The 18,414-nt window shown below is 63.5% G+C and carries 16 protein-coding genes; 4 read left to right on the forward strand and 12 right to left on the reverse strand.

The window, feature by feature from the left end; translation table 11 throughout:
- Nucleotides 1-78 precede the first annotated feature (78 nt).
- Entirely contained in the window at nt 79-1,776 is a 1,698-nt protein-coding gene (locus P5W98_RS28475) for an FAD-dependent oxidoreductase (protein ID WP_421027142.1), read from the forward strand.
- 29 nt (nt 1,777-1,805) lie between these two features.
- Nucleotides 1,806-1,985: a hypothetical protein gene (locus P5W98_RS28480; protein WP_421027143.1), complete on the forward strand. Its 180-nt coding sequence runs from the start codon at nt 1,806-1,808 to the stop codon at nt 1,983-1,985.
- Between the two features lie 54 nt (nt 1,986-2,039).
- On the opposite strand, the gene P5W98_RS28485 is transcribed toward P5W98_RS28480, so the two are convergent.
- Both P5W98_RS28485 and P5W98_RS28490 read right to left on the reverse strand, forming a co-directional pair.
- Nucleotides 2,040-2,810, reverse strand: a complete 771-nt coding sequence (locus P5W98_RS28485) for a DUF3047 domain-containing protein (protein WP_421027144.1) — start codon at nt 2,808-2,810, stop codon at nt 2,040-2,042.
- Nucleotides 2,811-3,166: 356 nt separating this feature from the next.
- A complete protein-coding gene (locus P5W98_RS28490; RefSeq protein WP_421027145.1) occupies nt 3,167-3,430 on the reverse strand; it encodes a hypothetical protein in 264 nt (87 codons plus the stop codon).
- A gap of 320 nt (nt 3,431-3,750) precedes the next feature.
- Here P5W98_RS28490 and P5W98_RS28495 point away from each other — a divergent pair, with 320 nt between their 5' ends.
- Both P5W98_RS28495 and P5W98_RS28500 read left to right on the forward strand, forming a co-directional pair.
- Complete coding sequence (locus P5W98_RS28495) at nt 3,751-4,866, forward strand: GlxA family transcriptional regulator (RefSeq protein WP_421027146.1); 1,116 nt, start codon at nt 3,751-3,753, stop codon at nt 4,864-4,866.
- 118 nt (nt 4,867-4,984) lie between these two features.
- Nucleotides 4,985-5,167, forward strand: coding sequence for a hypothetical protein (locus P5W98_RS28500; protein ID WP_421027147.1), 183 nt, complete (start codon nt 4,985-4,987; stop codon nt 5,165-5,167).
- Between the two features lie 55 nt (nt 5,168-5,222).
- Here the strand turns inward: P5W98_RS28500 and P5W98_RS28505 are convergent, their stop codons facing one another.
- The 10 genes from P5W98_RS28505 to P5W98_RS28550 form a co-directional block, all read right to left on the reverse strand.
- A complete protein-coding gene (locus P5W98_RS28505) occupies nt 5,223-6,224 on the reverse strand; it encodes a GlxA family transcriptional regulator (protein WP_421027148.1) in 1,002 nt (333 codons plus the stop codon).
- 112 nt (nt 6,225-6,336) lie between these two features.
- On the reverse strand, nt 6,337-7,233 hold the full coding sequence (choW, locus tag P5W98_RS28510) for a choline ABC transporter permease subunit (RefSeq protein ID WP_421027149.1): 897 nt from the start codon (nt 7,231-7,233) through the stop codon (nt 6,337-6,339).
- Nucleotides 7,226-8,395 carry a quaternary amine ABC transporter ATP-binding protein gene (locus P5W98_RS28515; RefSeq protein ID WP_421027150.1) on the reverse strand — a complete coding sequence of 390 codons (1,170 nt, stop codon included), beginning with the start codon at nt 8,393-8,395 and terminating at the stop codon, nt 7,226-7,228. The genes choW and P5W98_RS28515 overlap by 8 nt, the downstream gene beginning before the upstream one ends.
- A gap of 550 nt (nt 8,396-8,945) precedes the next feature.
- Nucleotides 8,946-9,809, reverse strand: coding sequence for a glycine betaine ABC transporter substrate-binding protein (locus tag P5W98_RS28520; RefSeq protein ID WP_421027151.1), 864 nt, complete (start codon nt 9,807-9,809; stop codon nt 8,946-8,948).
- Between the two features lie 142 nt (nt 9,810-9,951).
- Nucleotides 9,952-11,088 (reverse strand): 2Fe-2S iron-sulfur cluster-binding protein, encoded by a 1,137-nt coding sequence (locus P5W98_RS28525; protein ID WP_421027152.1) that lies wholly within the window; start codon nt 11,086-11,088, stop codon nt 9,952-9,954.
- 29 nt (nt 11,089-11,117) lie between these two features.
- Entirely contained in the window at nt 11,118-12,356 is a 1,239-nt protein-coding gene (locus tag P5W98_RS28530) for an aromatic ring-hydroxylating oxygenase subunit alpha (protein WP_421027153.1), read from the reverse strand.
- A gap of 62 nt (nt 12,357-12,418) precedes the next feature.
- Entirely contained in the window at nt 12,419-13,204 is a 786-nt protein-coding gene (locus P5W98_RS28535; protein ID WP_421027154.1) for an electron transfer flavoprotein subunit beta/FixA family protein, read from the reverse strand.
- Nucleotides 13,201-14,382: an electron transfer flavoprotein subunit alpha/FixB family protein gene (locus P5W98_RS28540; protein WP_421027155.1), complete on the reverse strand. Its 1,182-nt coding sequence runs from the start codon at nt 14,380-14,382 to the stop codon at nt 13,201-13,203. Before P5W98_RS28540 ends, P5W98_RS28535 begins: the two co-directional genes overlap by 4 nt.
- 4 nt (nt 14,383-14,386) lie before the next feature.
- Nucleotides 14,387-16,321 carry a (Fe-S)-binding protein gene (locus tag P5W98_RS28545; RefSeq protein WP_421027156.1) on the reverse strand — a complete coding sequence of 645 codons (1,935 nt, stop codon included), beginning with the start codon at nt 16,319-16,321 and terminating at the stop codon, nt 14,387-14,389.
- Nucleotides 16,322-16,324: 3 nt separating this feature from the next.
- On the reverse strand, nt 16,325-18,388 hold the full coding sequence (locus P5W98_RS28550) for an FAD-dependent oxidoreductase (RefSeq protein ID WP_421027157.1): 2,064 nt from the start codon (nt 18,386-18,388) through the stop codon (nt 16,325-16,327).
- Nucleotides 18,389-18,414 lie beyond the last annotated feature (26 nt).

Genomic DNA, 18,414 nt, shown 5'->3' on the forward strand with positions numbered 1-18,414 from the left:
GACCGCGAGATGCTCCGATGAAACCGGACGCTTATGGCTCTCGCGCGGCAATTCCAGGAACACGTTATGGAGCAAACGATGGAGTTTAAGACCTACCCTTTCAGTGCAAAAAAGTTCGCTGCTACCGCACCGGCACTCGACAACGGTCTCGAGATAAAGCGACATGCAGTGACGATTGTGGGCGGCGGCCCGGTCGGACTGACCGTGGCACTCGGCCTTGCCAATCACGGCGTCCCCTCGGTTTTGATCGAAGCCGACGACTCCGTTTGCTACGGTAGTCGCGCCATCTGTATCTCCCGCCGCAGCCTCGAAATTATGGATCGTCTCGGCGCGGTAGACGGGTTCTTGAAAACCGGGCTGCCGTGGACCGGTGGTCGCAGCTTCTACCGCGACACCGAAGTGCTGCACTTCAAGATGCCGCAGGACGAAAACCAGAAGCTGCCGCCCATGGTGAACCTCGCGCAATACCATATCGAACAGTTTCTTCTGGACGCTGCGCAGCGACGGTCCGACCTGATCGATATTCGATGGCAGACCCGCGTAAGCGCCATTGAATCTCGTCCGGACGGCGCAACGCTGCGCCTCGCGACGCCGGAAGCCGACTATTCCCTCAATACGGACTGGGTGGTCGCGTGCGACGGCGGCCGCAGCACGATTCGCGAGGAACTCGGTCTGCAGCTCAAAGGAACAAGTTACGAGGGACGCTACGTCATTGTCGATATTGAACTTGAGAGTGATCGACCGACCGAGCGGCTTGCGTACTTTGATCCGTCGTCCAATCCAGGCTCGACTGTGTTGGTTCACAAGCAGCCTGACAATGTTTGGCGCATCGACTACCAGCTGCGTGACGGCGAGGACGCCGAGCAGGCAGTGAAGCCAGAAAACGTCATGCCGCGAGTGCAAAGCCTGTTGGACATGATGGGTGAGCGCGGCGCCTGGTCGCCTATCTGGATCACCATCTATAAGGCTAACGCTCTGACATTGGAGCGCTATCGTCATGACCGCGTGCTGTTTGCGGGCGACGCTGCCCATCTGGTGCCGATCTTCGGTGTGCGTGGCGCAAATTCAGGCATTGATGACGCAGACAATCTGGCGTGGAAGCTTGCATTTGTCGTCCGTGGCGTCGCTGCAGAGGGACTGCTCGACAGCTATTCCGACGAGCGAGTTTTTGCGGCGCACGAAAATCTCAGACACGGCACCAAAAGCACCGAGTTCATGGCGCCACCGTCGTTTGCGTTCGACTTGATGCGAAAGGCCGTGCTGGGTCTGGCGGCAAAGCACGAACGGCTGCGTTCATTGATCAACCCGCGGCAGACCTCGGCTATCAGCTACACGGCATCTTCGCTCAATACGCCGGAAGCAGATTCAAGCGCATTTGAGGCGGGGCCCATGCCAGGAGCCGTGCTTACCGAGTGTCCGTTGACGATTGTCGAGCGCGGCGAGGCCAGAGAAGCTCACCTGACCGACTTGATTGCGCCCTGCTTCACCGTCTTGCACTTCAGCGAAGACGGCGCAGTGCCCGCCGATTTCACCGACCTCGAAGCAACACTCAAGCATGAGAAGCTGCCCTTCAAACTGATCCCGGTAACGGCTCATTTGCATTCCGGGACGAAGAGCGATCACAACTGGGACCATACGGGCCGATTGTTCGCCATGTATGGCGCGAGACCGGGCACGGTGTACCTCGTTCGCCCAGACGGTCATGTGCTGGGGCGCTGGCACTCGACGGCCGCCGCTGACGTCGGCGCCGCGATCCACCGGGCCCTTCAAAAATGACCATGACCCATCCTATCCAGGAGTACGCCATGACCGATAGCGACCTCGACAACGTCTATACCCAACTGTGCAAAACCATGACCCAATTGGGCGAGGCCAACGCTCCCCTGTTTCTCGCTCGCTTTGCGATGCTTGCGATCGATACGATTGACGATCCGACCATCGCGCTAAGCCTGATTGAGAATGCTAGCGCGGGTATGCCCGAATAAGGATCAACGGCAAGCCCATAGTGCTTGCCGATGGACCCGGTTAGTTCTGCGTTATCAATGCGCGGGCAGGAGCTCGACGTCTCCGTACCAGGCGCGCGTCGTAGTACCGGTATTGTCGGTATCGGTCAACAGCCCGTAGCCGGTGACTCGTCCTGGCGATTCGTGAAAGACCCGCTCGTAGTCTTGCACGATATTGCGGCGCAGGCTTTGCCAGTGACCCGCGTCGCCGGACAACCCAGAGACCACGATCATTTGTACGCGGTTCGTGTGAGGATTGGCAATGATGGTGCCTGGCTTAGCGGTGGTCGACCAGATATACATCAGCGTGGCATAGGGCAGTTCTTCGCCACCCATGCGCTTTGCCAGGTCCATCTTGGCGCGGTCGAAAAACGATAGCTTGCTTTTGTCGCCGTCAAATGTGAAAACCAGTCGCACCGGCGCGTCTTCTTTCGATCCGACGCGGTTGTCGGCGCCCTCGATCGGCTCTTTTGCTTTCCAGCGCCACGCCACGACGGGTGTGCGAACGAGGTCGATATTACCTTCGTGCATCAGCGCCGAAGCCGAGCGGTTCGCGTCCGCCTGCAGGACGGTGGTGTTGCCGTCGTGAACGAGCGTGTATTGCGTCAAGCGCTTGCCGTGCGCGACCGGCAGGTTCTTCCAGCCTGCGGGCAATGGTTCGCCGGGCTCGATCGTGGAAAAGGCAATACCCGGCTTTTCGTCCTGGGCAACGAGGGCTGCCGGCAACAGCAGGAGCGCGACGCACACGGCGAGCCAGACTGGCCGGGCTGTTCGTTTCCGCGCTTGATGAATCGAGGTAAGAGGCATGGCTGGTCGTATTCGTCTTTTTGACAGCATCCATTGTAGTCGGCTCAGCCGACGGCATTTCAGCCGAGCCACCGCCCCGGCGGTTATCCGAAGGGCGCCGCGAACCGAACGCTAGCGGCCGACATATTGCGCATTTACTTTTCACCATGGATGGGCGAACAGGGCCAAGCGGCGCTCCATCGGCAAACCGCCATATGGAACGGCGCCATACGAACTCTACCCCCTCAATTTATTTTCTAATCCGAACTAAATTTTCACGCAACGCCGCTTTGCCCCTTCACTGACGACGGGAAGTTCCAGATAGCTCCGGTCGATGGGCCATGCGGGTTCACCAACGACAGGCGAACGTTGGCGCTTTAACCCCGATGGCGGCGCTGCGCCTCCTGCGCGAGGCAGGCCAGCGCCGTTTCGCTGAGCCGCGCCGTCACGCGCTGCGCATAGTCGTGATGCCGGCCCTCCAGCGTGGCCCCGAGGCACCGCGCGTGCAAATAGCGCAGCAAGCCGATGCGCTGGTGTCCGCGCGCCATGCTTTGCTCGAGCAGGGCGAGCGCAGCGGCGGCGTCGCCATGGCTGGCACGCTGGTTGAGATCGACGGTTTTGGCGCGCGGCTGGTGCGGCACGGTGGAGAGCCCTGGCGGTGGAATCGGGTGAAACCCGGTGGAATCGGGTGGAGTTGGGTTGAATCGGCTTCGCCGAGTGTCGCCAAGCCGGCCAGGCGCCGATAGAACAAATGCGCCGTGGCCGCGGAACACCCCCGCCACGGATCGCGCCATGGCCGCTGAATTTCGCTTTGACGCAGATCCCTGACGCATAATCACAAGTGCCGGCGCGCCGGATAAGCGACGCTTGAGCGGACTGCAGCGCCACGGGTTTGATGCGTTTTGGCATTCCCGGGCCGCAGACGTTCATTCGCATGCGTTTTCCCGAGCCGCCCGCCGCCATGTCCGACCCGCTTCCGATCGCTCTCTCGCCCGACGCCCAACCCAAGGAGCGCATCCGCTTCGGCATCGTGCTGCTGCCCAATTTCACGCTCACGGCTTTTTCGGGTTTCGTGGACATGCTGCGCCTCTCGGCCGATGACGGCGATTCGAGCAAGCCGGTGCGCTGCTCGTGGCGCGTGATCGGCGAGACGCTCGCGCCGGTGCGCGCGAGTTGCGGCATCCAGGTCACGCCATGGGAAACCTTCGAAGAGGCCGAGCCCGTGGACTATCTCGTCGTCGTGGGCGGTCTGCTGCATTCCGGCCCGCAGGCGAGCGAGGAAACGCTGCGCCATATCCGCAGCGCAGCGGCCAACGGCACCACGGTGGTGGGCATCTGCACCGGCGTGTTCGCGATGATGCGCGCGGGCGTGCTGGAGCAGCATCGCATCTGCGTAAGCTGGTTCCACTACTGGGACTTCATCGAGCGCTTCCCCAACGTGAACGCCGACGCACTGGTTGCCGACCGGCTCTTCGTGATCGACCGCCGCCGCATTACCTGCTCGGGCGGGCGGGCGTCGATCGACGTGGCCGCCGCGATCCTGCTGCGCCATTTCGACCACGCGACCGTGCAGAAGGCGCTGCGCATTCTGCTGGTGGGCGAGATGCAAAAGGGCAACGCGCCCCAACCGCATCCGCCGGGCCTCGAGCCCGCGACGCATCCGAAGGTCAAGCGCGCGATCCTGCTGATGGAGCAGCAAGTCGGGCGCAACATCCCGCTCGAAGAATTGGCCTGCAAACTCAATCTTTCGCCACGCCAGCTCGAACGGCTCTTCAAGGCCGAGACGGGCAAGAGCCCGCGCGCGTTCGCCAACGTGCTGCGCCTGCGCACCGCCGCGTGGCTGCTCACGAGCTCGGACCGCACCGTGGCCGATATCGCTTCGAGCTGCGGCTTTGCGGACGCCTCGCACCTCGGGCGCGAATTCCGCAAGCAGTTCGGCGTGCCGCCGATCATGTACCGCGAGCAGCGCAGCGGCCAGGAGCCCGCGCAGATGCCAGACCTCGACGCGTTCTTTCGAACTGGTCTGCCCGGGGCGACAGCTGAGGCGAGTGCGCCGGTTTCTGCCGCGCTGCACTGACCGCGTCTTACCACCTACTCGTCGAACTGAATCTCGCCGCCCTTCATCACCAACTCGATGCGCTCGCCCTGCCCGAGCAGGCAGGAAATATCCCCGATTTCTATGCGATCGCGCGGAGATGGCCGGCAACGTCGTCAGCGTGCGTGCGCCGTTCGATGCCCCCGACCGGGTGATTAGTCTCTACTGGCATCAGCGCAACAAAACAGTGCCCGCGCACCGCTGGTTGTGCGAGCAACTGGTGGATATGTTTGCTTCGCCGCAGTTGGCCGTGCCCGGTCCGAAAAACATGCAGCAACAGTGAGTCCGCGGGCCTGGAAGTCGGCTGGAAGTCGACCGGCATACGGCCGCCCGCCCCCTCACTCGCCGCCGCGCCGCTCGTGGCTCGGCGCATGACCGAACTGCACGCGATATGCCTTGCTGAAATGGCACGGCGAATTGAACCCGCAAATCGCCGTCACGCGCGAGATCGAAGCATCGGTCGTGCGCAGCAGCTCGCGCGCGCGCTTCAGGCGCAGCGTGAGGTAATAGTGCGTGGGCGATACGTTCAGATACGCCTTGAACATGCGCTGCAAATGCCGTTGCGAAAGCCGCACGAGCCGCGCGAGCTCTTCCAGCGAGAGCGGCTCGCGAATATTCGCTTCCATCAGCCGCACGACCTCGACCAGTTCCGCACGCGAAAAACCCACGCGCGCATCCACGGGAATCGGCTGCAAATCAGTCGCGCCGCGAATGCGTTCCAGAATGAATTGCTCCGAGACCTTGGCGGCAAGCTGCTGGCCAAAGCGCGCGCCCACGAGATCGAGCATCAGGTCGAGCGGCGCCGTGCCGCCGGTGCAGGTCAGCCGGTCGCGGTCGACCACGAATAGCTCGTCGGCGAATTGCACGTGTGGAAACCGCTCGTGCAGCGACGAAAGATTCTCCCAGTGCACCACGCAGCGGTAGTCGTCTAGCAGCCCGCTCGCCATGAGCGCGTAAGCCCCCGTGCAGATTCCGCCAAGCGGGATGCCCCGCTCCGCGAAGCCGCGCAGCGCGTCGCGCACGTTGTCGTCCACCGCATCCTGAATGTGAATGCCGCCGCAGACGATCATCACGTCGGGCAGGTCGTCGGGGTCCGGCGCCTGGGCCGGGCGCACCGAAATGCCGTTGCTCGCGCGGGCGGGCGCGCCGTCGAGCGTATAGACCGACCAGCGATAAAGATCGCCGCGGCCCACATAGTTGGCCATGCGCAGAACTTCGACAGCGTTGGAAAACGCGATCATCGAAAAATTCGGCAAGGTCAGGAAACCAAAATGTTGCAATGAAGCCAGCGGCTTGGTGAGTTCGGTGGCTTCAACAGCTTCGGCGGTGCCGGATGTCACATTGCGCCCCTATGGAGACAAGCCTGCACGGGCTGAGAATGAAGAACCGGCCCGCACGCGCGAGCCGGTTAATCTGATCAGGACAACACGCTTAAAACAGACGTTTCGCCATTCAAGCCTGCGCGACTATGGCGCGCGGACGAAAGAGCTGCTTCATGCCCGAGAACAGCGGCGCCTTTGCGGCACCCGGCGCGCGGCCGAAGCTCTCCGTGATGCGGTCCAGAATGATCGCCAGCAGCACCACCGCAAGCCCGCTCTCGAAGCCCAGCCCGATATCGAGTCGCTGGATGCTCGCGAGCACGTCGTTGCCGAGGCCGCCCGCGCCCACCATCGAGGCAATGATCACCATCGAAAGCGCCATCATGATGGTCTGGTTCACGCCTTGCATGATCGAGGGCAGCGCATTGGGAAACTGCACCTTGTAGAGCAGCTGCCACGGCGTGCAGCCGAAGGCGTGGCCCGCTTCCACGATCTCGCGGTTCACGTGCTTGATACCGAGGCTCGTGAGACGCACGGCGGGCGGCATCGCGAAGATCACGGTCGAGAGAATGCCTGGCACGCGACCAAGACCGAACAGCATCGCCGCCGGAATCAGGTAGACGAAGGCCGGCATGGTCTGCATCAGGTCGAGAATCGGCCGCACGATGGTCTGCACGAGCTTGTTCTTCGCGGTCCAGATGCCGAGCGGAATGCCCAGCACGAGGCTAATGAGCGTGGACGAAAGCGTGAGCCCCAGGGTGACGATCATCTGATCCCAGAAGCCGGTCGCGTAGATGAGCAGCAGCGAAGCCGCCGCAAAGATCGCGAAGCGCCAGCCCACGCGCCACAACCCGAGCGCGATGAAGAACGCCATCATCGCCCACATGGGCACGACCTGAAGGCCATGCTCGATGAGCTTCGCGAAGCTTTCGATCGCCTTACCGATGGCGTCGAAGGTGTTGGCATCGTGGTCGAGCAGATAATGAACCGACTGATCGACCCATTGGCCGAGAGGAATGAGCTCAGACATGGGCACCCCTGTTGCGCGTAATGACCTTGAGGACAGCGGCCTGATCGATGGAACCGCAATAGCGGCCTTCATCGTCGACCACCGGCAATGCTGTATTCGTTGCGCACACGCGCGAAACCACCTGATCGAGCGGCGCGCCGAGCGCGATGCTCTCGACCTTGCGCACCGACGGCTTGTCCACGCCGATCGCATCGCGCGTGACGAAGCCGCTGATGCGGCGCTGCGCGTCGAGCACGAACGCATATTCATTGCTGCCGTTGAGCGACGCGGCCACGCTCTTCTTGTCGAGCGTGCGGATGAGCGGCACGGCTTCGCGCTGCATCAGATCGCCGGCGGTGAGGTAGCGGCTCGTGTCCACGCCGTCGAAGAACGCGCGCACATAGTCATCGGCAGGATTGCTGATGATCTCCTGCGGCGTGCCGATCTGCACGATGCGGCCGCCTTCCATGATGGCAATGCGGCTGCCGATGCGCAGCGCCTCTTCCAGATCGTGCGAGACGAACATGATCGTGCGGCGCTGCTCCTTTTGCAGTTGCAGCAGCACGTTCTGCATTTCCTTGCGCTTGAGCGGGTCGAGCGCCGAAAACGCTTCGTCCATGATCATGAGCGAGGGGTTGACGGCCAGTGCGCGCGCGAGACCCACGCGCTGCTGCATGCCGCCGGAAAGCTCGGCGGGCAGCTTGTGGGCGAACTGCGCGAGGCCCACCTGTTCGAGCACCGTGAGCGCGCGTTGCTCGCGCTCCTTGCGCCCGACGCCCGCGACTTCGAGGCCGAAGGAGGCGTTCGCGAGCACCGTGCGCTGCGGCATGAGCGCGAACGACTGGAACACCATGCTCATGTCGGTGCGGCGCAGCGCGATCAGCTCGCTTTTCTTCACCGCGGCGATATCGCGGCCATCGATCACGACCCTGCCCGCGGTGGGCTCGACCAGACGATTGATGAGACGAATCAGCGTGGATTTTCCGGAGCCCGAAAGGCCCATTAGCACGAAAATCTCGCCTTCGTTCACCGAGAACGAGGCATTGTTCACGCCCAGCACATAGCCGGTTTTCGCGAACATCTCGTCCTTGGTGGCGCCGCTCGAAAGCAGCTCGCGCGCCACTTTCGGATTAGGCCCGAAAACCTTGCATAGTCCATCGACTACGATCTTTGGGGATTCCATCGACTCCATCTCCTAGTCATGCAGGCGCCGGCCCGCTTCGTGTAACTACATGTTTGCCAGAAAAAACCCCGCCGGGATGGCTATTTGCGACAGGAGCTTATGTAAAAGCGACACGCCACGAATTGAGACTTTTTTGGTGCTTTTTCGCGGGTAAACGCGTGTTGGCATTCAAAGAAAAGTTGGCTCAAAAAAGGCGACGAACACCGCGCGCGAATCCGCGCGGAAAAGCTGACGAGTGCCATGAAAAAACGAAGGCGCGAGCGAGCGCCCCGTCGGTTTGGAGTTATGCCCCACGGCACGCGCAGCGCCGCTGGAGGAATGAGCCCTTTTTCACTCCGGCTGAAGCCGGGTGATAACAGGCGCCCGGAGCCACTACCTGGTGTGGCGCGGGGTGAATGGTGGCTGGCATGAGCGGTTGGAGGGGCTTTCTATTGCCTGCTTTTCTTTGCCGCTGCAAAGAAAAGCAGGTGCCGCCCCACGCATAAGCACCGCTGGCAGACCGCCGCGAATACAAGGAAACGCGACGATAAACCCGCAATAAGCGAAGCGCTTACTGGGCAGATTGCACCCAGTCATTGACGCGCTCGCCGTGCGCGGCAATCCAGGTATCAGCGGCAGCCTCGGGCTTGGCTCCGTTCTGAATGGCGAGCATCACGCTATCGATCTCACCCGGCTTCCACTGAAACTTCTTGAGAAACGACACCACGGGCGGCGCCTTCTTCTCGAGTTCCGGGTTGGCTACGCTATCCACGTGCTCGGCCGCGCCGAAGACATTCTTGGGATCCTCGAGGAAGCGCAGCTTGTACTTGGCGAACATCCAGTGCGGCGTCCAGCCGGTCACGATCACCGGCTTCTTCGCATTGACGTCGCGCGCAAGCTCGGCCGTCATGGCACTGCCGGAACTCGGCATGAGCGTGTAATCGAGCCCATACTCCTTCACGGCGGTGTCGGTCTTTCTCATCACGCCCGCGCCCGCGTCGATCCCGACAATGCGCCCGCCGAACGCGCTCTTCTGCGCATTGAGATCAACGATGCTCTTCGCACTCACGTAATCAGGCACCACAAGACCGATCTTCGCACCCGTGAAGTTCGTCCCGAGATCGACCACCTTGTCCTTGAACTGCGCCCAGTAAGCACCCTGCGTGACCGGCAGCCACGCGGAAAGCGTCGCATCGAGATCGCCGCGCGCCACGCCCTGCCACATGATGCCCGCCGCCACCGGCACGAGCTGCACCTGGTAGCCGAAGCGCTTTTCGATGATGCGTGCCGCCACGTTCGACGTGGCCACGCTGTCGTCCCAACCTTCCACATAGCCGATCTTCAAGGTCGGCTTTTCGTCGGCCAAGGCCGAACCGCTCAACACCACCATCGCCGACACCATGCCGGTCCACAACAGTTTTTGCAGCAGCTTCACGGTCTTCTCCTCAAGTTTGGGCAGGCTTGCCCTGTGCGCTTCCAGATTCCCCCGCCACAATATGTTGTTATCGTCGTTTTACGACACGATCTTATTTTGGCGCGACATGCGCGGGCAGCATGCGCGCGATTTTTGCCTTGCGTTATTTATCGATGACGAGATCGGACAGCGGCTTCGAGCAGCACATCAACGCCATGCCCTGATCGATTTCGCGCTGGCGAATGCCGCCCTTATGATTCATCTGCACCTGGCCCGAGACGAGCTTGACCTTGCAGGTGCCGCACATGCCCTGCGCGCACGATGACGGCAGGCGCACGCCGGCCTGGCGCGCGGCTTCCAGCACGTGCTGGTCCGTGCCGCACTGGATCTCGCGATTGCTCTTCGCGAACGTGACCTTGAAGGTGGCCGCTTCCGTACCCGCTTGTGCGGGCGATTGCGCAAGGGCCTCGGGCTCGTCCGCATTCAGTGTCTCGAACGAGAAGCTCTCTTCGTGATACTGCTTGTGCGGGAACCCTGCTTCGTCGAGCAGATCGCGCACGGCCTTCATATACGGCGCAGGACCGCACGTGAAGATTTCGCGCTCCATGAAGTCCGGCGCAATCAGCTTCAGCAGCGGCAGCGTGAGAAAACCCGTCACGCCGGGCCATGAAGTGCGCGCGCCCAGCCGCTCGCAAACGAACGAGGTGCGGAAGTTCGCATGGCTCGCGGCAATCAGTTCGAGCTCGCGCGCGAAGATGATGTCGTCGGGCGTACGGGCGCTATGCACGAACACGATGTCGCGATCCTCGGCGAGATCGTGGTGCGCGCGGCTCATCGACATCAGCGGCGTGATGCCCGAGCCGGCTGAAAGAAACAGATACTTGTTGGCCGGATGGCGCGCGCAGGTGAATTCGCCGCCCGGCCCGAGCACGCGAATCGACGCGCCCGGCAGCAGGTTGTCGTGCAGCCAGTTCGACACCTTGCCGCCCGGCACGCGCTTGACGGTGATGGAGATTGTGTGCGGCCGCGCCGGCGACGACGAAATCGTGTAACAGCGATTCACCGCTTCGCCGTCGATGTCCAGTTCGAGCGTCACGAACTGTCCCGGCTCGAACGAAAACGTGCGCCCTTGCGGCGATCGAAAGAAAAAGCTCTTTACGTCGTGTGTTTCCTGCCGCACATGGCAGCACACCAGCGTTTCCTCCGCATCGCTCGTCCAGCGCTCCGGCAGCGCGCCCCAGAAGGCAGGGCGCGTCACCCGGCTGTCGGTGGGATCGAATTGGGCCGCATCTCGCATCATGTCAAACTCCGCTCTACTCGCGCACCGGCTTAAGCGCCGATTTTTTCGGCAAGACGGCCCACATACCAGGCCGTGAATTTTTCGACAAGGCCCTCGGTGTACGGCGAGTACGGGCCCGGCTCATAGGCGCTGCTTCCCGCGCCGCGCTGCGAATACTCCACCAGCGTGCGGTCCTGGTCATTGGTCGCGTTCCACACTGCCGTGAGATTCGCCACGTCGTAATCGACGCCTTCCACGGCATCCTGATGCACGAGCCAGCGCGTGCGCACGAGCGTTTCCCCGGCCGACAGCGGAATCACCGAGAACGACACGATGTGGTCGCTCATGAAGTGATGCCACGAGTTCGGCTGGGTCCAGAACGAGAGGCCGCCGAGATCGGCCGTGCGGAACTCACCCAGCAGCTTCTTCGAAGCCACCTTGGCGTCGAGCGTCTGCGATTCGCCGCTGCGGTCGAGCGGCAGGCGCTGCGTGCGAAAGCCCGTGACGTCCGAGAGCTTTTCGATCTCGACGGAAGGCAGGTTCATCTCTTCCCACTGCTTCGCGCGCTCCTCGCAGGTGCGCGCGAAGGCGTCCATGCCTTCAGCGTTGGCTTCCGAGCGCTGATAGCCGAAGCCGTATTCGTAGAGCGAAATCGTGAGTTCAGGATGGTTCGCGACGCAGTGATAGCACTCGCGATTGTTCTCCATCACGAGCTTCCAGTTACCCTTTTCGACGATGTCGACTTGCGCGGCAACCTTGCAGTTGGGCAGATCGTGCGGCAGCAGATACGGCTCCATGGCGGCGCGGATCATCGAGAAGTCGGGCGGGTTCTCGGCCAGGCAGATGAAGATCAGGCCTGCCAGGTTTTCCACGTGGACCGTCTTGAGGCTGTGCTTGCAACGGTCGAACTGCTCGCCCATGTGCTCGGCGAACATCAGCTCGCCGGTCAGGTTGTAGGTCCAGCTGTGATACGGGCAGACGATGTTGCCCACCGTCCCCTTATGCTCGTTGCACAGGCGCGCGCCGCGATGGCGGCACACGTTGTGGAACGCGCGCACTTGCATGTCGTCGTCGCGTACGATCAGGATCGACTCGCCGGCCAGCTCGACCGTGACGTAGTCGCCCGGTTCCGGAAGCTCCGGCTCCGTGGCTACCTGAATCCAGTGTTGACGGAAAATCGCCTCCATGTCGAGCGCGAAAATGTCCTCGCTGCGATAGAAGGGTGCTTCAAGGCTGTAGCCTGCCTGGCGGCGTTCCACCAGTGCGCGAATGTCTGCCGATACGTTCATCGTTTGCTCCGGATTTTTCATCCCTGGTTCTTGCCTGTTTCTTGCCGACAGCTCAGCAAATATCAGTAATCGATGAGTTGATGCTCGCGCAAATACGCGAGTATCACTTGTGCTTTTTCGACCGAACTCCCCTCAATTACGACGCTCCCGCCACGGCTCTCGGTCGTGACCGCCGCGAGCATCCGGGAATGCCCTGAGCGCTTCTCGGGGGCGGCGAACTTGACCGGCTTGCGCTCGATGGGACCGACCTTCCAGGCGGCCGAATCATCGCTCGCAAAACGCGCCGCGCGCTGGGGACGGATCGTGCCCGAACGCAGCCGCGCATAGGCGTACTGAGGCTGGCCGCTCGCCAGCGGATGCACGGCGATCACCGCCGGCAGCGCCGTTTCCACGCGGCGGCGCAGGCCCTTGGGCAAGAACTGGCGCACCGTCGCCCGGCCCCCTTTTACGTCGACGTCCACAGCGCTGCCCACGAGCGGGCAGCGCAGCGCCGCCGCCACGCTGTACGGCAGCATGCCACTGTCGTGCGCGCCCTCGGCGCGCGTGCCGGTCAGCACGAGGTCGTAGCCGCGCACGCGTTCGGCGAGCGAGCGCGCCGCGTCGTCGCCGGGCGCGCATGCCAGCACCTCGACTTCGCGCGCGCCCAGCGCGAGATACTCGACCAGCGCAGGCTCATTGGCGTCACCCGCGTGAATCACGTCGAGTTGCGCACGGTGCTGATCGGCGAGCTTGCGGCCGATTTCCAGCGCCTGCGCGTCGTTGCGGCTGTAGCGCGGCGCGCCGCTCACGGGATGGCGGCCCGCCGAGACCAGCACCGCGATGCGTGCAATCTGTTGTTGAGCGTTCATGCCGCTACTCCCGCGGTTTGAGCTTTCGGTTGACGTGGTTCACCGGCAGCCGGCGCTTGCCCGCGCGTTGCACGCGCGCTCTGCACCTGCTGGATCAGTGCCGCGATGGTCTGCTGCGCATCGCCCACCACGGTCAGGTTCGCGCGCTTCGCTATCGGCGCGCTGCCGTCCATGTTCACGGCAATCACGTGACGGCAATCCTTGATGCCCTGCAAATGCTGCACGGCCCCGGAAATACCGAACGCGATATACACGCTCGCCTCGACCGTCTTGCCGGTCGCGCCCACCTGCTTGTCGCGCGTGAAATGGCCGTTGTCCACGGCCACGCGGCTCGCGCCGATGGCCGCGCCGAACACGCCCGCGAGTCGCTCGAACGACGCAATGTCGGTCACGCCATTGCCCGCCGAGACGATGAAGTCGGCCTCTTCGAGCGCCACCTGGGCCGCGTCGATTTCCTCCAGACCCAGATCGCGATAAGGCTGCTCGATATCGCCAGCGGGACGGATGAAGTCGCCTGCGAGACGCTCGCCCGCCCCCACGAAGGGCAGCTTCGCATCCACCGCGTTGGGCTCGAGCAGAATCACATCGGGCAGTGCGCGCGTTGCGAACGCGCGTTTCGCCTGTTCGTAGGCGCCCACATGTTTCGCGTCGATCTCGACCACGTGCGCCGCCACGCTCGCGCTGGCGCAGGCCGCATAGCGGCGGCCCAGATCGCCGTCGCCGGTCGCGTTGTCGGGCACGAATACGTGCTTGGGCGCGAGCGCCGCGGCGCAGGCCTGCAACGCGCGCAATTCGCTTTCGGGTGCGAACACGCGGCGCTCGAAGCCCGGCAATTCGATCAGCTTGTCCACGCCGAGCGCCGCCGCATCATCCTTCAATTCGCCGAACACGAGCAGCGCCACTTCGGTTTTCGCATCGGCCAGCAACGCCGCCGCCGCGATGGTCTGGCACGTATGGTCGTCGAGCGCGCCGCGCTCGGCGTGAGCCACCACCAGCATGACTTGATTCGGATCGCTAACTTGACGGCGAGGCTTGGCTGCCGCTGCGCCATGCGCGTGGCTGCTCCAGTGCTCCGCGCTGGCATCCGCGCTGCCGCTCTCGCCGAGCGTGATGCGCCTGAGTCCTGCCGCCGTAATGATGAAGGGGCGGCGCGGATCGATTCGTTTGATCGCGTTCATCGGTTCACTCCAGCGAAGCAGCAACGAGTTCGGCCACGTCGAGCACCTCGGGGCGCGGACCCACGACGCCTTCGAGCATCGCCGTGCAGTTCGGGCACGCCACCGCGACAACCTCCGCGCCCACGGCCTTCGCGTCGGCGATGCGGATATCGGGGATGCGCTGCTTGCCGGGGATATCGGTCAGCGGCGCACCGCCGCCACCGCCGCAGCAGCGTCCGCGCATGCCGTTGCGCTCCATCTCCACCACCTGGATGCCGATTTTCTTGAGCAGCTTGCGCGGCGCTTCGGTCTCGCCGTTATAGCGGCCCAGATAGCAGGGATCGTGATACGTGGTGCGCTTCTCGCGCAACGCCTCGACGGCCTTCGGCGCAATCTTGCCGCTCGCGGCAAGTTCGGCGAGGAAGGTCGTGTGATGCAGCACCTCGTAACGCGTGCCGAGCGCGCGGTATTCGTTGCGCAGGCTATGCATCACGTGCGGATCCGCGCTCACGATGCGCTTGAAGTTCAGCGTCGCGAGCGTGCCCATCATTTGCTTCGCCATGCGCTGGAAGGTTGCCTCGTCGCCGAGACGGCGCGCCACGTCGCCCGTGTCCGTTTCCTGGCCGCCCAGCACCGCGTAGCTCACGCCCGCCTTGTTGAGCACCTTCACGAGCGCACGCAGCGTGCGTTGATAGCGCATGTCGAACGCGCCTTCACCCGCCACCAGCAGCACATCCACGGGCTTGCCCGGCTGTGCGATGGGCGCATTCAGATCGACCGACCAGTCGTAGCGCGCAGCCTTGTCGTAGCCGCCCATCGTGCCGGTCTCGCGCAGGTTCGCGAGCACCTCGGGGCCCTTGCCCGGCACCGTGCCGTGCACGAGCGTCTGGTTGCGGCGCATGTCGACGATGGCATCCACGTGCTCGATCAGCATCGGGCACTCCTGCACGCAGGCGCGGCAGGTGGTGCACGACCACAGCGTTTGCGCTTCGATCAGGCCCGAGACGATCGGACCGTTGGGCGCGCCGCCATGCTGGCCCACCGCAATGCCAGGCGTGGGGCTGCCCGCATAGGCCGCGTCAGTGCCGCCTGCCATGCCCACCACGAGATCCTGAATCAGCTTCTTCGGATTGAGCGGCTGACCCGAGGCGAACGCGGGGCACGCAGCTTCGCACTTGCCGCACTGCACGCAGGCGTCGAAGCTCAGCAGCTGGTTCCAGCGGAATTCCACCGGCTTGGCGACGCCATATTCCTGCTGCTCGATATCGGGCAGCTTGAGCGCCGTGGGCGGCGTGTCGGTACCGTTGCCGGTCCAGCCTTCACGCGTGGCGGCAAAGCGCTCCTGGCGCGGGTGAAACGCGAGATGCAGCAGGCCTGCGATGGCATGCTTCATCGGGCCGCCCCTGGCTGCACCGAAGGTCATCGCGAATGCGCCCACGCCGATCAGCAGCGCGCACAGCACCGCGAAACCACCCGACATCGCGCCGGTCGGCACGACCATGAACAGCACGAGGCCGAGCGCGAACGAACCAAGCACCCAGGGCAGCGTATTCCACGGGCCCTTCGACAGACGCGCGGGCACGTTCTTCGCGTGACGGCGACGCCACACGAACACCACGCCAACCAGCATCGCGAGCGCCGCGAGGAAGATCAGCTTGTCGAGCCACGGCGAGTAGATCGCCAGACCGTAGTTGATGAACACGAGCGCGAGCGCGCCAATCGCGCCGCCGGCGGTCGCCACGTGCGTCTTCGCAATGTACGGGTCGCGCGCGACCACGTGGTGCAGATCAACGAAATAGCGCTTCGGAATGCTGAACAGCTTGGTGAAACCGAAGGCGCCGAACGAACCGGGCGCCGCTGCACGCCCGACGCGCCAGTAAGCGGCCCGCTTCGCGACGGCGAACGCGAGCCCCGCCATCGACAGCCACAGCAGCGCGGTAATGAGCCAGGTCGGGTTCATGGGTCAGAAGTCCTTCACGAGCCGCAGCGCGTCATAAATTGCGCCGTGGATGTTGTGCATCGAGATGCAGTCGCCAACGCGGAACAGCAGGAAGCGGCCGTTGCCGAGTTCTTCGGTAAGGCACGGCTGCGCTTCCGACGCGAACAGCTTGTTCACATCGACCTGGCCGCGGTTCACCGATTCGTTCTTGAGCTTCCAGTAGAGTTCGTCGTTCGGCCGCGTGCCGTTCTCGATCACCACCTGATCGACTGCGCGCTCCTCGAGCTCTTCCGTGTACTCGTTGCGCAGCACCGCAATCTTCTTGCCGTCCTCTTCGTAGACGCGGTCGAGCCAGTAATTCGGCGTCAGCACCGCGCCCTGCGCGTACAACCGGCGATAGAAGATCGGGAACGTCGTGCCGCCCACGTCGTCGGCCACCTTGACGTCCGGCGTCACGATCTCGACCTTCGAGCCGCGGCTCGCGACGAAATCGGCCACGCCCGAGCCCGCGTGCGTACTGATGCCGTCATAGATCAGCACGTTCTGCTTGGGCTCGACCTTGCCCGTGAGGATGTCCCACGAGCTGACCGCGAGGCCTTCCGCCACGCCCCAGCCCGGCACCTCTTCGGTGTAGCTGTGACCGCCAGTTGCGAGCACAACGATGTCCGGCTTCTCGGCCATGATCATCTTTTCGTCGGCCGCGACGCCCAGCCGGCGATCCACGCCGAGGCGCTTGGTTTCCATGTCGAACCAGCGCACGATGCCGGACATCTGCTCGCGCTGCGGCGCCTTTGCCGCGATCATGATCTGGCCGCCGACTTCAGTGTTCTTCTCGAACAGCACGACGTCATGGCCGCGCGAGCGCGCAACGCGCGCTGCTTCCAGGCCTGCGGGGCCCGCGCCCACCACCACTACCTTGCGCTTCGGGCCACGCGACTTTTCGATCACGTGCGGCATCGTCTCTTCGCGCGAGGTCGCGGCGTTCTGCACGCACAGCACGTCGAGGCCGTTGTACTGGCGGTCGATGCAGTAGTTCGCGCCGACGCACTGCTTGATTTCGTCCTCGCGACCGTCGCGGATCTTGATCACCATGTGCGGATCGGCAATCTGTGCACGCGTCATGCCGACCAGGTCGATCATGCCGTTCGCGAGCAGGCGCTCGGCCTGGCCCGCGTCGCGGATGCTCTGCGCGTGCATCACCGGCAGTTTCACCACCGACTTGATGCCGCCGGCCAGATGCACGAACGGCTCCGGCGGCAACGCCATCGGCGGCATGCAGTTCACGAGGGTGTTGTGCGTGTCCGCGCCCGAACCCACCACGCTGATGTAGTCGATCAGGCCGGTCGCTTCCATCGCCTGGGCGATTTCCTTCGCGTGCTCGTGGTCGATGCCGTTCTCGTGGAACTCATCGCCGCACATGCGCAGGCCGACGCAGAAGTCGCGGCCCACGGCTTCGCGCACCGCCTTCAGCACTTCGACGCCGAAGCGCAGGCGGTTCTCGAAGCTGCCGCCCCATTCGTCGGTGCGGAAGTTCGTGCGCGGGCTCCAGAACTGGTCGACCAGTTGCTGGTGCGCGGCCGAAATTTCGATGCCGTCCATGCCCGCGCTCTTCACGCGGACCGCGGCGGCCGCGAAGTCCTTGATGATGCGCTTGATGTCCTCGACTTCGATGATCTTGGCGTTGCCGCGGTGCACCGGCTCGCGCACGCCCGACGGCGTCACGAGGTGGGGCCAGTGCTCGCCGTGGTAGGCATTGCGGCGGCCCATGTGCGTCGCCTGGATCATGATCTTCGCGCCATGGCGATGCATTGCTTCGGCAAGGCGCGCCAGCGGATCGATGACCTTGTCGGTCGTGAGATTGACCGACTTCCACCAGCCTTGCGGGCTATCCATCGACACCGGGCTCGACCCGCCGCAGATCGCGAGGCCGACGCCGCCCTTGGCCTTCTCCTCGTAATAGCGGATGTAGCGCTCGCCCGGCAGGCCGCCCGGCTCGGCATAGACCTCGGCGTGTGCCGTGCTGACAATGCGGTTACGCAGCGTCAGCTGATTAAGCTGGAGGGGTTTGAACAGGTTGGGATAGCGCATCGCAGGCGACCTCTGGCGTTCGTATG

Origin of the sequence: Paraburkholderia sp. A1BS-2L (genome assembly GCF_051125205.1) — a bacterium.
GTDB lineage: Bacteria > Pseudomonadota > Gammaproteobacteria > Burkholderiales > Burkholderiaceae > Paraburkholderia.

Bases quoted from the DNA above. Each gene is read 5' to 3' on its own strand.
- P5W98_RS28475 (WP_421027142.1), top strand. From the start codon at position 79: ATGGAGTTTAAGACCTACCCTTTCAGTGCAAAAAAGTTCGCTGCTACC.
- P5W98_RS28480 (WP_421027143.1), top strand. From the start codon at position 1,806: ATGACCGATAGCGACCTCGACAACGTCTATACCCAACTGTGCAAAACC.
- P5W98_RS28485 (WP_421027144.1), bottom strand. From the start codon at position 2,810: ATGCCTCTTACCTCGATTCATCAAGCGCGGAAACGAACAGCCCGGCCA.
- P5W98_RS28495 (WP_421027146.1), top strand. From the start codon at position 3,751: ATGTCCGACCCGCTTCCGATCGCTCTCTCGCCCGACGCCCAACCCAAG.
- P5W98_RS28500 (WP_421027147.1), top strand. From the start codon at position 4,985: ATGGCCGGCAACGTCGTCAGCGTGCGTGCGCCGTTCGATGCCCCCGAC.
- choW (WP_421027149.1), bottom strand. From the start codon at position 7,233: ATGTCTGAGCTCATTCCTCTCGGCCAATGGGTCGATCAGTCGGTTCAT.
- P5W98_RS28515 (WP_421027150.1), bottom strand. From the start codon at position 8,395: ATGGAATCCCCAAAGATCGTAGTCGATGGACTATGCAAGGTTTTCGGG.
- P5W98_RS28525 (WP_421027152.1), bottom strand. From the start codon at position 11,088: ATGATGCGAGATGCGGCCCAATTCGATCCCACCGACAGCCGGGTGACG.
- P5W98_RS28530 (WP_421027153.1), bottom strand. From the start codon at position 12,356: ATGAACGTATCGGCAGACATTCGCGCACTGGTGGAACGCCGCCAGGCA.
- P5W98_RS28535 (WP_421027154.1), bottom strand. From the start codon at position 13,204: ATGAACGCTCAACAACAGATTGCACGCATCGCGGTGCTGGTCTCGGCG.
- P5W98_RS28540 (WP_421027155.1), bottom strand. From the start codon at position 14,382: ATGAACGCGATCAAACGAATCGATCCGCGCCGCCCCTTCATCATTACG.
- P5W98_RS28545 (WP_421027156.1), bottom strand. From the start codon at position 16,321: ATGAACCCGACCTGGCTCATTACCGCGCTGCTGTGGCTGTCGATGGCG.
- P5W98_RS28550 (WP_421027157.1), bottom strand. From the start codon at position 18,388: ATGCGCTATCCCAACCTGTTCAAACCCCTCCAGCTTAATCAGCTGACG.